19 protein-coding genes are annotated in these 19,646 nt (G+C 70.3%); 10 read left to right on the top strand and 9 right to left on the bottom strand.

The window, feature by feature from the left end:
* Positions 1-65: 65 nt before the first annotated feature.
* The 3 genes from EPD65_RS12220 to deoC all read right to left on the bottom strand — a co-directional run bounded on the left by EPD65_RS12220 (position 66) and on the right by deoC (position 2,355).
* Positions 66-1,016, bottom strand: coding sequence for an endonuclease domain-containing protein (locus EPD65_RS12220; RefSeq protein ID WP_131584520.1), 951 nt, complete (start codon positions 1,014-1,016; stop codon positions 66-68).
* A gap of 161 nt (positions 1,017-1,177) precedes the next feature.
* Entirely contained in the window at positions 1,178-1,630 is a 453-nt protein-coding gene (locus tag EPD65_RS12215; protein ID WP_131584518.1) for a MaoC family dehydratase, read from the bottom strand.
* 77 nt (positions 1,631-1,707) lie between these two features.
* Positions 1,708-2,355, bottom strand: a complete 648-nt coding sequence (gene deoC / locus EPD65_RS12210; protein ID WP_131584598.1) for a deoxyribose-phosphate aldolase — start codon at positions 2,353-2,355, stop codon at positions 1,708-1,710.
* Positions 2,356-2,454: 99 nt separating this feature from the next.
* Here deoC and EPD65_RS12205 point away from each other — a divergent pair, with 99 nt between their 5' ends.
* Positions 2,455-4,134: a phosphatidylglycerol lysyltransferase domain-containing protein gene (locus EPD65_RS12205; RefSeq protein WP_131584516.1), complete on the top strand. Its 1,680-nt coding sequence runs from the start codon at positions 2,455-2,457 to the stop codon at positions 4,132-4,134.
* 6 nt (positions 4,135-4,140) lie between these two features.
* Here EPD65_RS12205 and EPD65_RS12200 read toward each other — a convergent pair whose 3' ends face one another.
* The 4 genes from EPD65_RS12200 to EPD65_RS12185 form a co-directional block, all read right to left on the bottom strand.
* The gene (locus EPD65_RS12200; protein WP_131584514.1) at positions 4,141-5,832 is read right to left on the bottom strand and encodes a phospho-sugar mutase; all 1,692 of its coding nucleotides are present in this window, start codon (positions 5,830-5,832) and stop codon (positions 4,141-4,143) included.
* Between the two features lie 65 nt (positions 5,833-5,897).
* A complete protein-coding gene (locus EPD65_RS12195; protein ID WP_131584512.1) occupies positions 5,898-6,332 on the bottom strand; it encodes an SRPBCC family protein in 435 nt (144 codons plus the stop codon).
* 92 nt (positions 6,333-6,424) lie between these two features.
* Positions 6,425-7,219 carry a purine-nucleoside phosphorylase gene (locus EPD65_RS12190; RefSeq protein WP_131584510.1) on the bottom strand — a complete coding sequence of 265 codons (795 nt, stop codon included), beginning with the start codon at positions 7,217-7,219 and terminating at the stop codon, positions 6,425-6,427.
* 64 nt (positions 7,220-7,283) lie between these two features.
* Positions 7,284-7,736: a gamma-glutamylcyclotransferase family protein gene (locus EPD65_RS12185; protein WP_131584508.1), complete on the bottom strand. Its 453-nt coding sequence runs from the start codon at positions 7,734-7,736 to the stop codon at positions 7,284-7,286.
* 59 nt (positions 7,737-7,795) lie between these two features.
* Between EPD65_RS12185 and lpdA the strand changes: the two genes are divergently transcribed.
* On the top strand, positions 7,796-9,196 hold the full coding sequence (lpdA, locus tag EPD65_RS12180; protein ID WP_131584506.1) for a dihydrolipoyl dehydrogenase: 1,401 nt from the start codon (positions 7,796-7,798) through the stop codon (positions 9,194-9,196).
* 57 nt (positions 9,197-9,253) lie between these two features.
* Here lpdA and EPD65_RS12175 read toward each other — a convergent pair whose 3' ends face one another.
* The gene (locus tag EPD65_RS12175) at positions 9,254-9,502 is read right to left on the bottom strand and encodes a hypothetical protein (RefSeq protein ID WP_131584504.1); all 249 of its coding nucleotides are present in this window, start codon (positions 9,500-9,502) and stop codon (positions 9,254-9,256) included.
* Positions 9,503-9,780: 278 nt separating this feature from the next.
* Between EPD65_RS12175 and EPD65_RS12170 the strand changes: the two genes are divergently transcribed.
* Positions 9,781-10,791, top strand: coding sequence for an AurF N-oxygenase family protein (locus EPD65_RS12170; RefSeq protein WP_243640566.1), 1,011 nt, complete (start codon positions 9,781-9,783; stop codon positions 10,789-10,791).
* 49 nt (positions 10,792-10,840) lie between these two features.
* On the opposite strand, the gene EPD65_RS12165 is transcribed toward EPD65_RS12170, so the two are convergent.
* The gene (locus EPD65_RS12165; protein ID WP_207891532.1) at positions 10,841-11,833 is read right to left on the bottom strand and encodes a DMT family transporter; all 993 of its coding nucleotides are present in this window, start codon (positions 11,831-11,833) and stop codon (positions 10,841-10,843) included.
* A 142-nt stretch (positions 11,834-11,975) separates the two neighbouring features.
* Here EPD65_RS12165 and EPD65_RS12160 point away from each other — a divergent pair, with 142 nt between their 5' ends.
* The 7 genes from EPD65_RS12160 to EPD65_RS12130 all read left to right on the top strand — a co-directional run bounded on the left by EPD65_RS12160 (position 11,976) and on the right by EPD65_RS12130 (position 19,600).
* Complete coding sequence (locus tag EPD65_RS12160; RefSeq protein ID WP_207891531.1) at positions 11,976-13,322, top strand: LLM class flavin-dependent oxidoreductase; 1,347 nt, start codon at positions 11,976-11,978, stop codon at positions 13,320-13,322.
* A 61-nt stretch (positions 13,323-13,383) separates the two neighbouring features.
* Positions 13,384-14,418, top strand: a complete 1,035-nt coding sequence (locus EPD65_RS12155; protein ID WP_131584498.1) for an ABC transporter substrate-binding protein — start codon at positions 13,384-13,386, stop codon at positions 14,416-14,418.
* A 10-nt stretch (positions 14,419-14,428) separates the two neighbouring features.
* Positions 14,429-15,268: an ABC transporter ATP-binding protein gene (locus tag EPD65_RS12150; RefSeq protein ID WP_131584496.1), complete on the top strand. Its 840-nt coding sequence runs from the start codon at positions 14,429-14,431 to the stop codon at positions 15,266-15,268.
* A complete protein-coding gene (locus EPD65_RS12145) occupies positions 15,258-16,115 on the top strand; it encodes an ABC transporter permease (RefSeq protein ID WP_131584494.1) in 858 nt (285 codons plus the stop codon). The genes EPD65_RS12150 and EPD65_RS12145 overlap by 11 nt, the downstream gene beginning before the upstream one ends.
* A gap of 212 nt (positions 16,116-16,327) precedes the next feature.
* The gene (locus tag EPD65_RS12140) at positions 16,328-16,846 is read left to right on the top strand and encodes a hypothetical protein (RefSeq protein WP_131584492.1); all 519 of its coding nucleotides are present in this window, start codon (positions 16,328-16,330) and stop codon (positions 16,844-16,846) included.
* Entirely contained in the window at positions 16,843-18,234 is a 1,392-nt protein-coding gene (locus EPD65_RS12135; protein WP_131584491.1) for an NAD(P)H-quinone dehydrogenase, read from the top strand. Before EPD65_RS12140 ends, EPD65_RS12135 begins: the two co-directional genes overlap by 4 nt.
* Positions 18,235-18,352: 118 nt before the next feature.
* Entirely contained in the window at positions 18,353-19,600 is a 1,248-nt protein-coding gene (locus EPD65_RS12130; protein WP_165872993.1) for a SpoIID/LytB domain-containing protein, read from the top strand.
* The last annotated feature ends 46 nt before the right edge of the window (positions 19,601-19,646 follow it).

The raw sequence follows: 19,646 nt of genomic DNA, 5'->3' as shown, positions 1-19,646 counted from the left end.
GAGTTGTGCGGCCCTTTGAGCGATGCGGGCGAGCAGATTTTCGCCCGGGTGAAGACCTGTGCGCTTCACAGTGTCGCCTTGGCCGGGAAGTGGGCGCGCCAGGTCGGCTTCGGACGCGGCGGCGTGCCGGGCATGCGTCGGCGACGAAGCTGCGCGTGGATGCGAGCGACGGTCTCCTCCGGCACGTCGAAGATTCCCGCGGAGGTCACCACGAGGATGCGCCAGTCGTCGTCCTCGATCGCCTCGCGGCGAGCCAGGTCCTTCTCCCATTGCTCGATCCGCTCCACGTGGTGCTTCCCGTCGTACTCGACGATCAGCCGGATGCTCGGCCAGCTCAGGTCGTACTTGCGCACCGGCGTGCCATCGACGTCGCGGATGGTCAGGTTCACCACAGGTTCGGGCAGGCCGGCCAGGACGATGAGCATGCGCAGCCGGGTCTCCATCGGCGAGTCGACACCGCTCCGGACGTACGCCGCAGCAAGCCGAGCCGCTCTGGCGTTGGGGGACCGTGACTCAGCGCAGTGCGTCCGCAGCGCGTCCAGATCGACGTGCCGCTTGCGGACCAGCCAGTCGCCGACGATGACGAGGTCGACCAGAGCCAGCTGCGAGGCCAGGTCGACGAAGGTCTGCGCTGCGGTGGCGACGTGTCCGATGGCGGCCTTGTGGAAGGTCTCGCCGCCGCGAGCCACATGGCAACGGACGCCGGAACGCCGGAACCGCGCGGAGCGGGTCGGGACCGTGATGTGCTCGTCAGGGAGCGCTGGCAACGGGCACCCAAGCCAGCGCGCTGCGCTCGCGTGGCTGGCGAAGGCGCCGGCGGGCGCGATGAGGTGAAGAGCCTGAATCATGACGGCGGCGGACAGTGCAACGCTTGCGTCGACGTAGATGCCATCAAGGATCCGCGCGAAACGAGACGACCTCAGCTGACGGTCGGACAGGCCCGCCTTCAGCCCCGCCGCGCGCGTGAAGGGGACTCGTGTGTCGAGCACATCCTCGTGCGCGTCGTCCGTTGCCATGGAGGGAGCGTCGCGCACCCGAGGCGCCCGCGCCTCCGCTCATCCACAGGGCTCGGGCCGCCCGGCCCGTCCAGATCTTCACCGGGGCGAGGACATGCACGGTCCGGATGCGGTGGGGGCGTCCAGGCCCTCACCTGGGTGAAGATCTGGACGCGCGGGCGTCACGCCATCAGCAGGACAACGGTCTCCGCGACGCAGGCGGGCTTGTCGCCGCCCTCGATCTCGATCGTGTGCTGGAACGTCGCACGCAGGCCGGTGCCCGTCGTCTCGACGTCGCCGAGCTTCACGCTGAGACGGATCTCGGAGCCAACCGGCACGGGCGCGGCGAAGCGCACCTTGTTGAGGCCGTAGTTGAGCTTGGCGCCGGGGGTGGCGAGCTTGAAGATCTGGGAGCCGAGCCACGGGATCAGCGAGAGCGTCAGGTAGCCGTGCGCGATCGTGCCGCCGAACGGGCCGGTCTTGGCACGGTCGACGTCGACATGGATCCACTGGTGGTCTCCGGTCGCGTCGGCGAACTTGTTGACGCGCTCCTGGTCGATCGTGACCCACTCGCTCGTGCCGAGCTCGCTGCCGGCGGCAGCGGCCACCTCGTCCAGGGTGCTGAAGACGCGCATGGGACCTCCTCGTCGCTGCGGCGCGGTCTCCACCGCGCCCTCGCTCCGAACCTAGCGGCTCGACACCGGGCAGGGAATCAGTACGAGCCGCTCGGCGTGGTGCCCTCGAGAAGTGCGCGGCTGCCGGAGACACCGAGGCGCGTGGCACCGGCGGCGATCATCGCCTCGGCCTGCTCGAACGTGCGGACGCCGCCGGAGGCCTTCACCTCGGCGCGGTCGCCGACGGTCTCCTTCATCAGCCGCACGGCCTCGACCGTGGCGCCACCTGCGGGGTGGAATCCGGTGGACGTCTTGACGAAGTCGGCACCCGCGTCGACGGCGGCGATGCAGCAGGCGACGATCTCGTCGTCGTTGAGCGCGGCCGACTCGATGATCACCTTGAGCACGGCCGGCGACGGGGCGGCTGCGCGGACGGCGGCGATGTCGGACTGCACGTAGTCGTAGCGGCCCTCCTTCGCGGCACCGATGTCGATGACCATGTCGATCTCGTCCGCTCCGTCACGGATCGCCTGCGCGGCTTCGACGGCCTTGACGGTGGAATCGTGCTTGCCGCTGGGGAAGCCACAGACAGCGGCGACCTTGAGGTCGGCGTTGTCCGGGACGGGGATCGGCAGCATCGACGGCGACACGCACACGGAGTAGGTGCCGAGGTCGAGGGCCTCGGTGATGAGCGCCTCGATGTCGGCCCTCGTGGTCTCCGGCTTCAGCAGCGTGTGGTCGATCATCTTGGCTACGGCGCGCGCGTCGAGGTTGCTCACCGGGCCAGCATAGGCTGCCCGCCGGTTGCCCCTTTCGTCCGATGGGGCTCGCTCCTGGAGGTCGCTATGTGGCAGACCCTGCGCCAGCCCCGTTGGGTGGCACGCGTGGTCTGGGTGATCGGTGTCGTCACGCTGGCGAGCGCCCTGCTCCCGTCGATGCGCGACCGCCTCCACCTGATCGACGAGGTCGTCCCCGACGCGTTCCCCGCGGCCGCCACGACAGGCGCTGCGGCGATCGGCATGTTGCTGATCCTCCTGGCCGGCGCCCTGCGGCGCGGCAAGCACCGCGCGTGGATCGTCGCGCTCGTCTCGGCCGTCCTGGCCGTCGGCGCACACGTGGTCAAGGGCCTCGACGTCGAGGAGGCGCTGATGTGCCTCCTCCTCGCGGGCTACCTGGTCGCCGTGCGCGGCGAGTTCACGGCGAAGCCCGACCCGCGCTCCGGCGGACGCCTGGTCCGCGTCATCCTGCTCGGACCTGTCGTCGCGACGGTGCTGGGCTTCCTCTGGCTCACCGTCGACAACGACGGCCACGCAGCCGGTACGACGTGGGTCGACCGCCTCGTGCAGGCGGCGCTCGGCCTGGTCGGCATCGCCGGCCCCATGCAGTTCACCAGCTCCGCTGACGCCGACCACGCCGCGGTCGGTCTCGTGGTGCTCGGCGCCGCGGTCCTGATCGTCGCGCTCCTGGTCGCGCTCGAGCCCGCTGGTGGTCCGCACACCGCCGACGCCGAGGAGACCGCACGGCTGCGCGCCCTGCTCGACCGCTGGGGCGGCGACGACTCGCTCGGCTACTTCGCGACCCGTGACGACCGCTGCGTGATCTTCTCCGCGAGCGGCAAGGCGGCACTGACCTACCGCGTCATCGGCACGGTCTCGCTCGCCGCCGGGGACCCCGTCGGTGACCCCGAGGCCTGGCCCGGCGCGATCGAGGCCTGGCTGGCCGAGGCGAAGGCCTACGGCTGGGCTCCCGCGGTGCTCGGTGCGTCGGAGCCGGGCGGCACGGCGTTCCACCGCGCGGGGCTCGACGTGCTCGAGCTCGGCGACGAGGCGATCGTCAACGCCACGACCTTCACGCTCGACGGTCGCTCGATGCGCGGCGTACGGCAGGCGGTGTCGCGGTGCACCCGCGGCGGCATCTCCGTCACCGCCCACCGCGTCGCGGACCTGACGGCCACCGAGATCGACGACATCCGCCACCGCGCCGATGCCTGGCGCGACGGCGAGGTCGAGCGCGGCTTCTCCATGGCGCTCGGCCGGTTCGGTCAGGAGCGCGACCCCGAGACGGTCGTCGTGCTCGCGCGCGACGGCGAGGGCGAGCTGGTCGGCCTGCTGCACTTCGTGCCGTGGGGCCGCGACGGTCTGTCGCTCGACCTGATGCGCCGCGACCGGGCCAGCGAGAACGGCGTCATCGAGGCGATGGTCGCGGGCCTGATGGCGTCCGCCGCCGACCTCGGCGTACGTCGGGTGTCGCTCAACTTCGCCGTCTTCCGCTCGGTCTTCGCGCGCGGTGAGCGGCTCGGAGCGGGGCCGGTGCTCCGGCTGTGGCGCTCGGTGCTGCTGGCGGCGTCGAAGTTCTGGCAGATCGAGTCGCTCTACCGTGCCAACGCGAAGTACCACCCGGACTGGGAGCCGCGGTACCTCTGCTACCGCTCGTCCTCGGACCTGCCGCGCGTGGGTGTGGCGGCGCTGCGGGCCGAGGCGTTCCTGGTCGCTCCGGCCTGGTGCAAGAAGCTGCGTCGCGCCTGACCCGGCTCAGAGGCCGAGCGCCGCGCTCAGGTCCTCGCGTACGGCGTCGAGCCGCCCGGCCGCAGCGATCCGCGCAGCGCCGACCGCTTCGGTGACGGGCTGGTCGGTTGCGACCGGCACGACGACCTCGAGGTAACACTTGAGCTTCGGCTCCGTGCCGCTCGGGCGGACGATCACCCGGCCGCCCTCTGCGAGGCGGTAGCGCAGCCCGTCCGTCGGCGGCAGCCCGTCGACGCCCTCGGCGAGGTCCTGCGCCGACTCCACCGCGAACCCGCCGAGCGCGGTCGGGGGAGTGGTCCGCAGCCGCGCCATCGCCTCGCCGATGATCGCGAGGTCGGTGACGCGCACCGACAGCTGGTCGGTGGCGTGCAGGCCGTGAGCGGCGGCGATGTCGTCGAGACGGTCGAGCAGGGAGCGCCCGGCGGCCTTCTCCAGGGCGGCCAGCTCGACCAGACGGATCAGTGCCGAGACACCGTCCTTGTCCTTCACGCGGGTCGGGTCGACGCAGTAGCCGAGCGCCTCCTCGTAGCCGAAGGCCAGCCCCTCGACGCGGGCGATCCACTTGAAGCCCGTCAGCGTCTCCTCGAACGGCTGCCCGTACGCCGCAGCGATCCGGCCGACGAGCGACGAGCTGACGATCGAGTTGGCGTAGGTGCCCTTCACACCGCGACGCAGCAGGAAGTCCGCAAGCAGTGCGCCCACCTCGTCGCCCCGCAGCATCCGCCAGCCGAGGCTGTGCTGGTCCGAGGGAGGGCAGGGCACGGCGACCGCGCACCGGTCCGCGTCGGGATCGTTGGCGACGACCAGGTCCGCGCCGACCTCGGCGGCGAGGGCCATGGCGGCGTCCATCGCGCCGGGCTCCTCGGGGTTGGGGAAGGCGACCGTCGGGAAGGTGCCGTCGGGCTCGAACTGGGTCGCGACCACGCGCGGCTCGGGGAAGCCCGCGAGCCGCAGCACCCGGCGTACCGAGTCACCGCCGACGCCGTGGAGCGGCGTGTAGACGGTGGTGATCGCCCGCGGTCCACAGGTGTCGACGAGGCTGCTGGTGGCCGCGAGCCACGCGGTGTAGACCGAGTCGTCGAGCAGCTCGCCGGCGTCACCGCGCGCGACGTCGCCGAGAGCACCCACCGCGGCGATATGGGCGGCGATCTGCGCGTCCGCCGGCGGCACGATCTGGCTGCCGTCGCCGAGGTAGACCTTGTAGCCGTTGTCCTGGGGCGGGTTGTGGCTCGCGGTGACCATCACGCCGGCAACCGCGCCGAGCTTGCGGATCGCGAACGCCAGCACGGGCGTGGGCAGCGCGCGGGGCAGCACGAGGGCACGGAGGCCGGCCCCGGTCATCACCTCGGCGGTGTCGCGGGCGAAGACGTCGGAGTTGCGGCGGGCGTCGTAGCCGATCACCACGGCGTCGGAGGCAGTCGCCCCCTGCTCGATCAGGTACGCCGCCAGGCCGGCGGCAGCGCGGGTCACCACGACCCGGTTCATCCGGTTGGGGCCGGCCCCGAGCGCTCCGCGCAGCCCAGCCGTGCCGAACTCCAGCGTCCCGCTGAATGCGTCGGCCAGCTCGGCGGGATCCGCGCCGCCAGCGACCGCGTCGACGGCGGCCAGCAGCTCGGCGCGGGTCTCGTCGTCGGGGTCCTCCGCGGCCCAGGCGCGGGCCTGCTCGAGGAGGTCGGACAGCGTCGGGTCGGCAGCCATGTCGTGCACGCTAGCCGTCGAAACCCGGGTTTTGACGCGTCGAGTCCCGGGTTGTGGCGTGATCGTTAGGAGGCAAGCCTTCGGGCGAGGCCCAGGCGCGCGCCGCGCATCATGCGTGCATGGTTCCACCGGAGCACAGGGCGCCCGGCGACGTACGACGCGATGCTGAGGGGGAGGCTGCGCGTGACCACCTCCTGCTCGAAGTGCACGCGGCAGCCTCCGTCTTCGGGCACGGTCCGCCAGCGGACCCAGCCGTCCAGATCACCGTCGAGGCTCGACTCCAGGACCTCCGGCGTACGACGGAGCAGCGCGACGCGGAGCTCGAGCGTGTAGGGGAGCGCCGAGCGGCACAGCACGACGCCTTCGTCCTCGCCGAGCTTGAGGCAGCCGACGACCTGCGGCCACCAGGAGGGATAGTGCTCGACGTCGGCGAGCACGGCATGCACCCGTTCGGGCGCGTGGGGGAGCCACCACGTCGAAGCGAAGGCGTAGGCGCGCACGCGCTGATCCTCGCACGTGCTTCGCGCGTCGAAACCCGAGAGTCAACGCGCCAAAACCCGGGTCTCGACGTGCCAAAACCCGGGTCTCGGGGTCAAAGACCGGGGACGATGCGGGCGAGCAGCTCGCCCATGCGGGTGGCCGCGGCCCGTCCGGCGTCGAGCACCTCGCTGTGGTCCAGCGGCTCTCCGGTCATGCCGGCGGCGTGGTTGGTGACCAGCGAGAGGCCGAGGATCTCGAGCCCGACGTGGCGGGCGGCGACGGCCTCGATGGTGGTGCTCATGCCGACCAGATCGCCACCGATCGCGGCGACCATCCGGATCTCCGCCGGCGTCTCGTACTGCGGGCCGGGGAACTGGACGTAGACGCCCTCGTCGAGCGTCGGGTCGAGCTCGCGGCACATCGCGCGCAGGCGGGTGGAGTAGAGGTCGGTGACGTCGACGAACGTCGGACCCTCGAGCGCCGTGGCGGCGGTCAGGTTGATGTGGTCGCTGATCAGGACCGGGGTGCCCGGCTTCCACTCCGGACGCAGGCCGCCGCAGCCGTTGGTCAGCACGACCGTGCTGCATCCCGCAGCCGCTGCGGCGCGGACGGGGTGGGCCACCGCCGCGGCGCCGTGTCCTTCGTAGAGGTGCGTGCGACCGCGGAACAGCAGGACGTTGCGCCCGCCGACCTCGACACTCGCGACCGAGCCGGCATGCCCCGCGACCGCCGAGGCGTGGAAACCCGGGATGTCCGTCGTCGGGATCTCGATGCGCGGCGTGCCGAGCGCCTCGGCGGCCGGGCCCCAGCCCGAGCCGAGCACCAGGGCCACGTCGTGGGTGGCCACGCCGGTCAGCTCCGCGATGCGGTCAGCGGCCTGCTGGGCGAGGTCGAAGGGGTCGGTCACGAGCCCGAGGGTAGTGAGGATCAGGGGCGGTGCGGGACCAGGTGACCAGACCGTGATGCAACCGTCACAGTCCGGTTGATCGACACGCGCGGCGGCGCAGCGCCCGCACGTAGTCGTCCGGTGCGTCCGCAGCCTCCGCCGCGTCCGCCAGCACCCCGATGTACGACGCGGACGGCAGCCCGCCCTCGTGCGCGTCGAGGACATAGACCCAGACCAGCTCGTCGCCGGTGAGCGTGTTGACCCGGACCTTGGTCTTGCGGAAGAGGCCGGTGTCGGCGGACTCCCAGCCGTCGAGGCTCTTCTCGTCCTCGGGCGTCACGTCGTAGAGCGCCACGAAGACCTGCTCGAACGGGTCCTGGACGATCGTGGCGAGTGCGCCGTCCCAGCCGTGCTCCTCGCCACCGAACGTCAGACGCCAGCCCTGGAGCCATCCCGTCGTACGCAGCGGGGAGTGCGGACACCGCTCGGCCATGCGGAGCGGATCGAGGTTCGTCCCGTAGGCGGCGTACAGGGTCACGGGCTGAGACTATCCGCCTACTTGCCGGTAGCCGGGGACCCCTCACTAGGCTGGCTCCCGTGACCCACTTCGATGTCCTCGTCCTCGGTGCCGGCCCCGGTGGCTACGTCGCCGCCATCCGCGCCGCCCAGCTCGGCAAGACCGTTGCCGTGGTGGAAGAGAAGTACTGGGGCGGTGTCTGCCTCAACGTCGGCTGCATCCCGTCCAAGGCCCTGCTGAAGAACGCCGAGCTGTCGCACACGCTGACGCACGAGAAGGCGAAGTACGGCATCGAGGGCGACGCCACGATGTCGTTCGGCCCGACCCACGCGCGCTCGCGCCAGGTGTCGGCCGGCATCGTCAAGGGCGTTCACTTCCTCATGAAGAAGAACAAGATCACCGAGATCGACGGCTGGGGCACGCTCACCGGCCCGAAGGCGATCTCCGTCAAGGCCGCCGACGGCACCACCACGGCGTACACCTGCGACAACCTGATCATCGCCGCCGGTGCGAAGGTCCGCTCGGTCCCGGGCGTCGACCCCAACGGCCAGAACATCGTCACGTACGAGGAGCAGATCCTCGACGCGAACCTCCCGAAGTCGATCATCATCGGCGGCTCCGGCGCGATCGGTGTCGAGTTCGCCTACGTGCTGAAGAACTTCGGTGTCGACGTGACGATCGTGGAGTACCTGGACCGGATCGTCCCGACCGAGGACGCCGACGTCTCCAAGGAGCTCCTCAAGCACTACAAGAAGCTCGGCGTCACCATCCTCACCTCGACTGCGGTCAAGAAGGCCGTCGACACCGGTGACGGCGTCGAGGTCACCATCGCCCCCGCCGCGGGTGGCGAGGAGACCGTGCTCAAGGCCGACAAGATGCTGGCCGCCTTCGGCTTCGCCCCGCGCATCGACGGCTACGGCCTCGAGGCCGCCGGCGTCGCCACCACCGAGCGCGGCGCGATCGCCGTCGACGAGTTCGGCCGGACGAACGTCGAGGGCGTCTACGCCATCGGTGACGTCACCGGCAAGATGATGCTCGCCCACGTCGCCGAGGCCATGGGCATCGTCGCCGCGGAGACCATCGCCGGCGTCGAGACCATGCCGATCAACTTCGACATGATCCCGCGCGCGACGTACTGCCAGCCACAGATCGGCTCGTTCGGCTACTCCGAGCAGCAGGCCAAGGACAAGGGCTACAACGTCAAGACCTCGACGTTCCCGTTCGCTGCCAACGGCAAGGCCCAGGGCCTCGGCGAGGCCATCGGCTTCGTCAAGGTGATCGCTGACGCCGAGCACAACGAGATCCTCGGCGCCGCGATGATCGGCCCCGACGTCACCGAGCTGCTCCCGGTCCTCACCCTCGCGCAGCAGTGGGACCTCACAGCCGACGAGGTCGGGCGCAACGTCTTCGCGCACCCGACGCTCGGCGAGTCGGTCAAGGAAGCGATCCACGGCATCGCGGGGCACATGATCAACCTCTGATCCAGCACGTACGACGGCCGGTCACCCTTCGCGGGTGACCGGCCGTTCGTGCATTTCTCAGGCCGCGTCGAGCCCCTTGGTGTGCTTGCCGACCGACTGCAGCTGAGCCGCGAGGTGGAGCCGCGCGGTCTCCCGGCTCGCCCGCGTGCGGGCGAGGGCCGCCTCGATGGCGGCCTCGACCGGGCTCGGCTTCGCCGGCGCGAAGCGGTCGATCAGCGCGCCCACCGTGATCGCCACCAGCGGGATCAGGACGGGAATCAGCATCACGAGGGCGAGGGGGGCAAAGACGCCGATCGCTTCGCGCATGGAGGCTCCTCCGGGTCGGGGTTCGGATCTGCTCCGACGATCCCGGAGAGCGTGGTCCGGTTCCATGTCTCTGGGTGCCAACGCGGGCGCTTCTCGTTGTGGGCTTACACAAACGGCGCCCGTGGGGGAGTGACCCGGGGCTCACGTGTCGCCGCTCACAAAAGGTAGATCGGGCGGTCTACGGCGGCCTAACGTTTCTGCTACACGGTGTAGCAGTTACCTCGCTGCATCCCTCAACGAGCGGCCGACACCGGCCGCAGATGCTTCAAGGAGTCGATGTGGACGCCACGGTCACTTCCCTCGAGTCGCGCACGCGCCGCACTGCTGCGCCGGCTGACGCCACCGCCGAGTACCACGCGCTGCTCCAGCGCCTCTCCGAGGCGTCGGTCGACAAGCACTTCCAGGCGTTCAAGGACATCCCGTGGGACTCGCCGGAGTTCGCCGTCGACCCGGATGACACGTGCTTCGTGCTGGGTGAGGTCGACGAGATCGGCGCCCACCCCTGGTACCAGAGCCTGCCGCTGGAGCGTCAGATCGAGATCGGTCGTTACCGCTACGCGCAGGTCGCCAAGGTCGGCCTGCAGTTCGAGCAGCTGCTGATCGCCGGCGTCATGAACCATCTCGTCTGGGCCCGCAACGGCGACCCGGCGTTCCGGTACGCGATGCACGAGGTGACCGAGGAGACGCACCACATCCAGATGTTCCAGGAGGGCGTGAACCGCCTCGGTGCGGACGCAGCGGGCGCTCCGGCGTACTTCAAGGTCCTCTTCCCGGTGCTCTCCTCGGCTGGTGCGTGGTGGCCGGCTCTCTTCTTCACGGGCATCCTCGCCGGTGAGGAGCCGATCGATCACCTCCAGAAGTCGATCATGCGCCACGGTGGCAGCCACCCGATGGTGGACCGGATCATGCAGATCCACATCGCCGAGGAGGCCCGCCACATCAGCTTCGCCCACGAGTGGCTCAAGCACGAGCTGCCGAAGATGGGCCCGATCCAGCGGACGGCGTTCGCGGCGCTCTTCCCGGTCGTGATGCGCGTCCTGTGCGACGTGATCATGGTCCCGAGCCGTCAGGCACGTCGTGACATGGGCATCCCGCGCAGCGTCGCCCGCGAGATCTGGTGGAGCTCCGAGCCGTCGGGCCGCCTCCTGCGCGAGATGTTCGGCGACGTACGCATGCTCGCCGACGAGCTCGCCATCCGCGGTCCCGTGATGAAGCGTCTGTGGCGCCTGATGGGCATCGACGGTCGCCCGTCGCGGTTCCGCGCCGAGCCCTCGCGGCTCAGCGCCTGAGTTCATCCCGTACGACGGCCGGTCACCCGCAGGGGTGGCCGGCCGTTCGTCATCCTCGACTGCGTCGCAGTCCCAGGGCGATCACGACGCCGACGACGGTCAGGCCGCTGGCGGCGTAGCCCGCTGTGTCGACAGCCTCGTGGTCGACGACGGCCTGGATCAGCTGCGCGCCGATCACCTGGCCGGCGATCATCGACAGGCCCAGGATGAGGACGCCGTGCACGCGGACCAGCACCGCGGCGAGCCAGATGAACGTGATGCCGATCGCGCCGCCGAGGTAGAGCCACCACGTGTGCGGCAGTCCGCGCAGGTGGCCGTGCGCGAGCAGGCTGAGCGCGAACGCGACGAGCAGCCCGAACCAGCCGACGACGAAGTTGTTGAGCGTGGTCACCCAAGGGCCGACGTGTGCAGAGACGCGGCCGTTGAGCGCCTGCTGGACCGCGGACCCGGCACCGGCGAGGAAGGCGAGGGCGGCAAACGCGATCAGCTGGACCGAGACGTCGTCCGCCAGTCGTGAGCCGGTCCCGAGCAGGACCGCCGCGACGGCGAACGCTGCCGCGACCGCGCGGGATGCCGACAGCGGCTGGTGGCCGGCGGGGCCGAAGCCGAGGTGGTCGACCGCCAGGGCGCTGACGGACTGCCCGGCGGTGAGGGCGACGCTGAAGAGGGCGACGCCGATGGTGCCCACGGTGAGCCCCTGCGTGGCGACGAGAAAAGCGCCCATCAGTCCGCCGATCACCTCGACGGGGCGGAGCGTCCTTGCGCGGACGGCTGCCACGAGCGCCCCGGCACTCGAGCGCAGCGCGGGGGAGTTGGTCGTGGCGATCGCAAGGATCAGCAGTCCGGTGCCGAAGCTGATCACCGCGGCGCCGATGCCCGCCCGCGGTCCGTCGCCGAGGGCAGTCGCGAGGCGTCCGTTGACCTGCGACTGGACCGCCACCATCGCGCCGGCCACGAGCATCAGTGGCACGGCGGCGATCCGCAGGGCTCGGGGCGCCGGCGAGGCGGAGGCGGTCGAGGGAGCGGCCTGAGGTGACGTCACTGATCGATCCTAGGGGCCTCCGCGGAGGCGCGATCCTGAGACGGCGTCCCACATTCCGGTCACCGGATTTGCTGGAGGTGACGACCCTTCGATTAAAGTCAAGTAATCCACTAGGAATACATGAATTCGAAGGATGCGAACCATGGGACGACAGCTCAGCCTCAACGCCTTCCTCCACGACACCGGCCACCACGAGGCCTCGTGGCGACACCCGGAGAGCGGGGCGGAGCGCGTCGGCGACATCACCTGGTACCAGGACCTCGCCCGCCGCGCTGAGGCCGCGAAGCTCGACGCCGTCTTCCTGGCCGACGGTCCGGTCTGGTGGGGGACCGGTCACCGGCCGAGCAACCAGTTCGAGCCGATCACGCTGCTCACCGCGCTCGCCACCGCCACCGAGAAGATCGGCCTGATCGCGACGGCGTCCACGAGCTACTACGCGCCGTACAACCTGGCCCGGCTCTTCGGCAGCCTCGACCGGATCTCCGGCGGTCGCGCCGGCTGGAACATCGTCACCACGCAGGGCGACGAGGCTGCCGCCAACTTCGGCCAGGACCGCGCCGCCGACCCGGCGACGCGCTACGAGCGGGCCCAGGAGTTCGTCGACGTGATCACGAAGCTCTGGGACAGCTGGGAGGACGACGCGGAGGTCGTCGACCGCACGAGCGGCGTCTTCGTCGACACCGCGAAGGTGCACGCGATCAACCACGTCGGCAAGCACCTGTCGGTCAAGGGCCCCTTCAACGCCCCGCGTACGCCGCAGGGTCGCCCGGTCTATGTCCAGGCCGGCTCATCCAACGACGGGCGCAACTTCGCCGGCCGCAACGCCGAGGCGATCTTCACCGCGCACCAGACGCTTGCCGACGCCCAGGCGTTCTACGCCGACATCAAGGCCAAGGCGGTCGGGTTCGGTCGCGACCCCGAGTCGGTCAAGGTGCTGCCCGGCATCAGCCCATTCATCGGCGACACCGAGGCCGAAGCGCGTGAGCTCTACGAGGAGTTCAACCGGCTGACCGTGCCGGCGTACGGACTCAAGCAGCTCGAGGGCATCGCCGGGATCTCGCTGTCGCACCTCGAGCTCGACGAGCCCGTGCCCGCCGACATCTTCGGCGGCGCCGGCAACGTCCTCGACAACAACCGCAGCCGCCTGCAGGTGGTCGCGAACATCGTGGAGCGCGACCGTCCGACGGTCCGCCAGCTCCTCCACCGCCTGGCCGGCGGCCGTGGTCACAACGTCGTGCACGGTACGCCGGTCCAGATCGCCGACACGATCCAGGAGTGGTTCGAGGGCGGGGCGGCCGACGGCTTCAACGTGCTGCCGCCGCTCTACCCGCAGCACCTCGACGCCTTCACCTCGAAGGTCGTGCCGATCCTGCAGGAGCGCGGCCTCTTCCGCACCGAGTACACCGGCTCGACGCTCCGCGAGCACTACGGCCTGGACCGCCCCGTCAGCCAGTACGCCGAGCAGTCGGCCGCTGCCGACGCCTCCTGATCTGTTCCACCCGCTCCATCAGCGTCACCCCACACCCGAGAAACCCCGAGAGGAACCACCCATGAGCACCACCACGACCGCCTCCGCCCGACGCCTGCTGGCCGGTTCTGCCGCCGCAGCCGCGCTGCTCGGTGGGCTCACGGCCTGCGGTGCGGCTGATGCGACCACCGCCGATGGCAAGACCGTCGTCCGCTACCAGAGCGCGCCCGGATCCGTGGACCCGCTGCAGCTCGCCGACGCCCTGGGCAAGCTGCCCGGCATCCAGCTGAAGAAGGTCGGCGACGTCCAGGGCGGCCCCGAGTCGCTGCGGGCGCTGGCCAGCAACCAGGTCGACATCTCGGCATCGGCGTTCTACGGCGCGATCGCCCAGACGGTGGCGACCGGCGTGCCGATCAAGGCGGTCGTCTCCTCCTACGGCACCAACGCGAAGACCGGAGCGGCGATCGTCGCCAAGAAGGGCTCGGGCCTGACCAAGGACCCGCACTCGTTCATCGGCAAGAAGGTCGCGGTCAACACCCTCGGTGCCAACGCCGAGGCCGTGCTCGACACCTGGTTCGCCAAGGGCGGTCTGACCCAGGCCCAGATCAAGAAGGTCACCCTCGTCCCGCTGCCGCCGCTCAACACCGCCCAGGCCCTCAAGAACGGCCAGGTCGACGCGGCGTACGTCGGAGTGGGGCAGCTGAAGCCGATCGGCGAGGCCGTCCCGATCGACACGATCGTCAAGGACAGCGACGTCGTCGGCTACTACAACGGCGGCGGCCTGTCCCTGCGCACCGACTGGATCAAGAAGGAGAAGAAGGCCGACAAGACCCTCGTTGCCGGTGTCGCCTACGCGATCGACTACATCGAGTCGCACGACCGGGCCGACGTCCTGAAGATCTACGACACGTGGCTCACCGACAACGGCTACGGCGACCAGGTCGAGGCCGTCGACAAGAACTGGAACGGCAGCACCGGCGTCTCCAGCAAGGGCGGCGTGATCGCGGACAAGGACATCTCGATCTGGCTCGACTGGCTCGGCACGCGCGGTGACGTGGACCCGTCGAAGATCAAGCCGTCCGACGTGTTCACCAACGAGTTCAACCCGAACGCGTGAGGGGCCGGCCATGAGTTCCCGTATCGAGCTGCGTGGCGTGGGCCAGACCTTCCTGGTCCGCGGCAACGACGACCGGCAGCTGCGCGAGTTCGTCGCCCTGGAGGGGCTCGACCTCGACATCGCGGCGGGGGAGTTCCTCACCGTCGTGGGTCCGTCCGGGTGCGGCAAGTCCACGGTGCTCGACCTGATCGCGGGGCTCGCGAAGCCCACCTCGGGCAGCATCACGATCGACGGCACCCCGATCACGGGCCCCGGTCTCGACCGGTCCGTGGTCTTCCAGCAGTACACGCTGCTCCCGTGGCGGACCGCCCAGGCCAACATCGAGTTCGCGCTCGAGGCGAAGGGCGGCCTGTCGAAGGCGCAGCGCCAGGAGCGGGCGAGGACGTACCTCGAGCTGGTCGGGCTGACGGAGTTCGCGGGGCGCTATCCGCACGAGCTCTCCGGCGGCATGAAGCAGCGCGTCGCGATCGCGCGCAGCCTCTCCTACCAGCCGGAGGTGCTGTTGATGGACGAGCCGTACGGCGCCCTCGACGCCCAGACCCGGGAGCGCCTCCAGGAGGAGCTCGTCACGATCTGGCAGCGCACGGGCACCACGGTCGTCTTCATCACCCACGACATCGACGAGGCCGTCTTCCTCGGCCAGCGCGTCGCGGTGATGAGCAACCGGCCTGGCCGGATCAAGGCGATCGTCGACATCGATCTCGACCGTTCCGGCGCAGGGGACCGGGACGTGCGCGCGACGGCCGAGTTCGCGGCGTACCGGCACGAGGTGTGGACGCTGCTGCGCGAGGAGCATGCCCCTGGACGGCCCAGCCCGGCGCACCGGAAGGAGGACGCGCATGTCGCCTAGCTTCAGGACGACCAGCCTGCTCGACGAACGCACCGAGGCGCGGCCCAACCCGCGCCAGGAGGCGGCCCTCCGGGCGCGCGGCGTCTCACCCGGTCGCAAGCGTGCGGTGACGCTCGCCCGCGGTGTCGCCGGAGTGCTGACGGTGGCCTTGTTGTGGGAGGTGCTGCCGCAGCTCGGCCTGCTCGACGCCTACTTCATCCCGCCGCTGCACGTGGTGCTCGGCGCGTGGTGGGACCTGATCGCGAGCGGTGAGCTCTGGCGGCACCTGCAGGCCAGCCTGGTCCGGTCCGGCGTCGGCTTCGTCCTCGCGACTGTCCTGGCGATCCCGATCGGTGCGGCCATCGCCTGGTACCGCCCCGTGCGCGAGTTCTTCCAGCCGGTCCTGGAGGTCTTCCGCAACACCGCGGCCCTCGCGCTCCTCCCGGTCTTCACGCTGCTGCTCGGCATCGGCGAGGCGTCGAAGATCGCGATCATCACCTACGCCTGCTTCTTCCCGATCCTGCTCAGCACGATCTCCGGCGTGGCGACGGTCGACCCCCAGCTGTTGCGATCGGCGAAGGTGCTGGGCCTTTCGCCGATCGCAACATTCCGCAAGGTGGTCTTCCCGGCCGCGGTGCCGACGATCTTCACCGGCATCCGGATCTCCGGAGCGGCGGCGATCCTGGTGCTGATCGCGGCCGAGCTGGTCGGTGCCAATGCGGGCCTCGGCTTCCTGATCACCTACTCCAACAACAACATGCTGATCCCGAAGATGTACGCCGCGATCCTCACGACGTCCGTCCTCGGTCTGGCGGTGAACTACGGCCTGGTGGCCCTGGAGCGCCGCTTCTCCCGCTGGCGGCCCTGACCGGGGGCGCGGGTCCGCGTCGGCGGTGGGGGACCGTTCCTGGTCTGCTGTGTTTATGAGGTCACCAACTGACCTCATAAACACAGCACAGGGGGATACCCTCGCTCAGTGGTGGCCTGGCCCGCGCGCAACGCGTCACCGATCTCGCCGGGCGTCCACAGGCGACAGCCACCCCGGATGCGCGGTCCGGCAGATCAGGACAGGCTCACCGCATGTCTCCTGCAGCCGACGGACACGACCTCAACCCCGCGACCGGGCCCTTGCTCTCGGGTCGTGCGGCGGCGGCCGTCCTGGCTTCGGTCGGCATCGCCCCGGCGCAGGGCCGACGCGGGATGCTCATACTCCGCGTCGGCCGAGGGCTGGATCCGAGGGCGTCGTGGAGCCCGCAGGAGCTGCTGTCCCGCAGCTGGCCCATCGCGCCGCTGGCTCGCTGGGAGCTGAAGGCACGGAGCCAACGAGAGCCAATTCCCTGTGTGATCACAGCGGCAGGCTTCGTGGCGGCAGGCGCCGACATCGTCGGGGCAGAGGTCGACGGCGACGGCCGCACGGTGCTGCGTACGACGGCTCCGTCGCACTGGTGGGCCGCGCTCGAAGGACGGCGGTTGCCGACGGGTCCGGGCACGAGCTGGATGTGGTGGCCACGGCCGTCGGCTGACGGGCGGATCCGTCTCGAGCGCCGGCAGTCCCGCCTGCGGCGCCACCGGCCCGGGGCTGGCAGGATGCACCCATGACGCGCGTGGTGATCATCGGTGGCGGTCCGGGTGGATACGAGTCGGCGCTGGTCGCCGCCCAGCTGGGCGCAGAGGTGACCGTCGTCGACAGCGACGGCATCGGTGGCTCTGCGGTGCTCACCGACTGCGTGCCCTCGAAGACCCTCATTGCCACCGCCGACGTGATGAACCAGGTCGAGGTCGCCGGCGAGCTCGGCATCTTCCTCAAGGACCACCAGGGCGACGCCGCCGCGGCGATTGGCGTGGACCTGGCCCGCGTCAACGCGCGCGTGAAGCAGCTCGCCGCCGACCAGTCGGCCGACATCGCCGCCGGGCTGGCGAAGGCCGGCATCACGGTGGTCAAGGGTCACGGTCGCCTCGACGGTCCGTCCCGTGTCATCGCGACAGCACCGGACGGCACCGAGACGTCGTACGACGCGGACGCGGTGCTGATCGCGACCGGCGCTGCCCCGCGCACCCTGGCGAGCGCGCAGCCCGACGGCGAGCGCATCCTCACCTGGGAGCAGGTCTACGACCTCGACGAGATCCCGACGAAGTTGATCGTGGTCGGCTCGGGCGTGACCGGTGCGGAGTTCGCCAGCGCCTACAACGGCATCGGAGTGGACGTCACGCTCGTCTCCAGCCGCGACCGCGTGCTGCCCGGCGAGGACGCCGACGCCGCGCAGGTGCTCGAGGACGTCTTCAAGCGACGGGGCATGGAGGTCCTCGGCCGGTCCCGGATGAAGTCCGTGACCCGCGACGGCGACACCGTCACGGTCGAGCTCGAGGACGGCCGCACGGTCACCGGCTCGCACTGCCTCCTGGCCCTCGGGTCGATCCCCAACACCCGCGACCTCGGCCTGACCGAGGCCGGCGTGGAGCTCGACGAGGGCGGCTTCATCAAGGTCGACCGGGTCTCGCGCACCACCGCTCGCGGTGTGTACGCCGCGGGCGACTGCACCGGTGTCTTCATGCTCGCCTCCGTGGCCGCGATGCAGGGCCGGATCGCGATGTGGCACGTGCTTGGTGACGCGGTGAGCCCGCTCGACCTCGGCGTCGTCGCGTCCAACGTCTTCACCTCGCCCGAGATCGCCACGGTCGGCGTCAGCCAGCAGACCGTCGACGACGGCAAGGCCTACGCCGAGGTCGTGCTCCAGCCGCTCGCGAGCAACTCCCGCGCCAAGATGCAGGAGGTCAAGGAGGGCTTCGTGAAGCTGCTGATCAGCCCCGGCTCGGGCCGTGTGCTCGGGGGAGTGGTGGTCGGTCCGCACGCGAGCGAGCTGATCCACCCGATCGCGGTGGCCGTCACCGAGCGGATCACCGCCGACCAGCTGGCGCACGTCTTCACGGTCTACCCGTCGCTGTCGGGTTCGGTCGCCGAGGCGGCGCGCAGGCTGCACCGCGCCTGAGCGCAACGTGGTGAATTCCATATCTGTAGTTCGCCGGTAGACCTTGAATCGGGCGTTTCGCCTGCGCATGCTGGGACCTCATGCTTCCCAACAGTCACACGAGTCACGGAGTTTCCCCATGCGCCGCGGTGCCTTCGGTCTGACCACGGCCATCCTCTCCAGCGTCCTCGTCCTCTCCGGGCTGGAAGCGTCTCCTGCCTCCGCGAGTACGACGACGTACACGATGCCGGCGACCGGCAAGGTGACCCTGTCCGGTCACGGCTACGGCCACGGCCACGGCATGTCGCAGTACGGCGCGCAGGGTGCCGCCACGGGCAACTGGGGGACGCGCGGCAAGACGCCGCTCACCTGGCAGCAGATCGTGGCCTTCTACTACCCGGGGACGAAGCAGGCGACGTTCGCGCAGACGATCCGCGTGAAGATCTCCGCCGATACCTCCGCCGACGTCGTGATCGAGGCTCGCTCCAAGCTCCAGGTCCTCGACGTCGCCACCGGCACGTTCCGCAGCCTCCCGCGCAACGGCGCGACCCGGTGGCGGCTGACGCCCGCCGCGGGTGGGCAGACGGCCGTGGCCTACCTGATCGGCACGACCTGGACCACCTGGCTCACGTTGGCCGGGGACGCCGCGTTCACCGCCCAGGGCGAGCCGATGCGGCTCTTCTACGACGCGGGCAGCCGCCAGTACCGCGGCCGGCTCTACTCATCGCGCCCGAGCGCGACCTCGACGGACCGCGACACCATCAACCAGCTGAGCCTCGAGGACTACCTGCGCGGCGTCGTGCCCTCGGAGATGCCGGCGTCGTGGAACGTCAACGCGGTCAGCGCACAGGCCGTCGCGGCGCGCACCTATGCGGCGTACGAGCTGCAGCACCCGCTGGCCGCCTACTACGACATCTGCGACACCAGCTCGTGCCAGGTCTACGGCGGCTACGACGCCGAGTGGCCCAACAGCAACAACGCGATCGACGCGACCAAGGGCGTCATCCTGTCGTATGGCGGCAAGCCAGCCTTCACCCAGTTCTCCGCGAGCAGCGGCGGATGGACCAGTGCCGGGGACGCCTCGATGCCCTACCTGTCCTCGAAGTCCGACCCGTACGACGACGTGCGCTACCCCGACGGCACGTCGGCCAACAGCCACCACTCGTGGACCGTGGCCGTCAACGTCGCGGACATCGAGAAGAAGACCGGCATCGGCGACATCGCCAAGGCGACGGTGCTGATGAATGACAACCACCACGTCTCGAAGATCACCTTCATCGGCACGAAGGGCCGGACCTACACGGTCTACGGCGACACCTTCCGCAGCTGGTTCGGCCTGAAGTCGACCTACTTCGCGATCACGGGCCGGCCCACCACGACCGCCTGATCGCCCCCTGACAAGCGCGAAGGGCGCCCACCGCGAAACGGTGGGC

The organism is Nocardioides jejuensis (assembly GCF_004337475.1).
GTDB classification, from domain to species: domain Bacteria; phylum Actinomycetota; class Actinomycetes; order Propionibacteriales; family Nocardioidaceae; genus Nocardioides; species Nocardioides jejuensis.
This window is presented reverse-complemented; position numbering and strand designations above follow the sequence as displayed.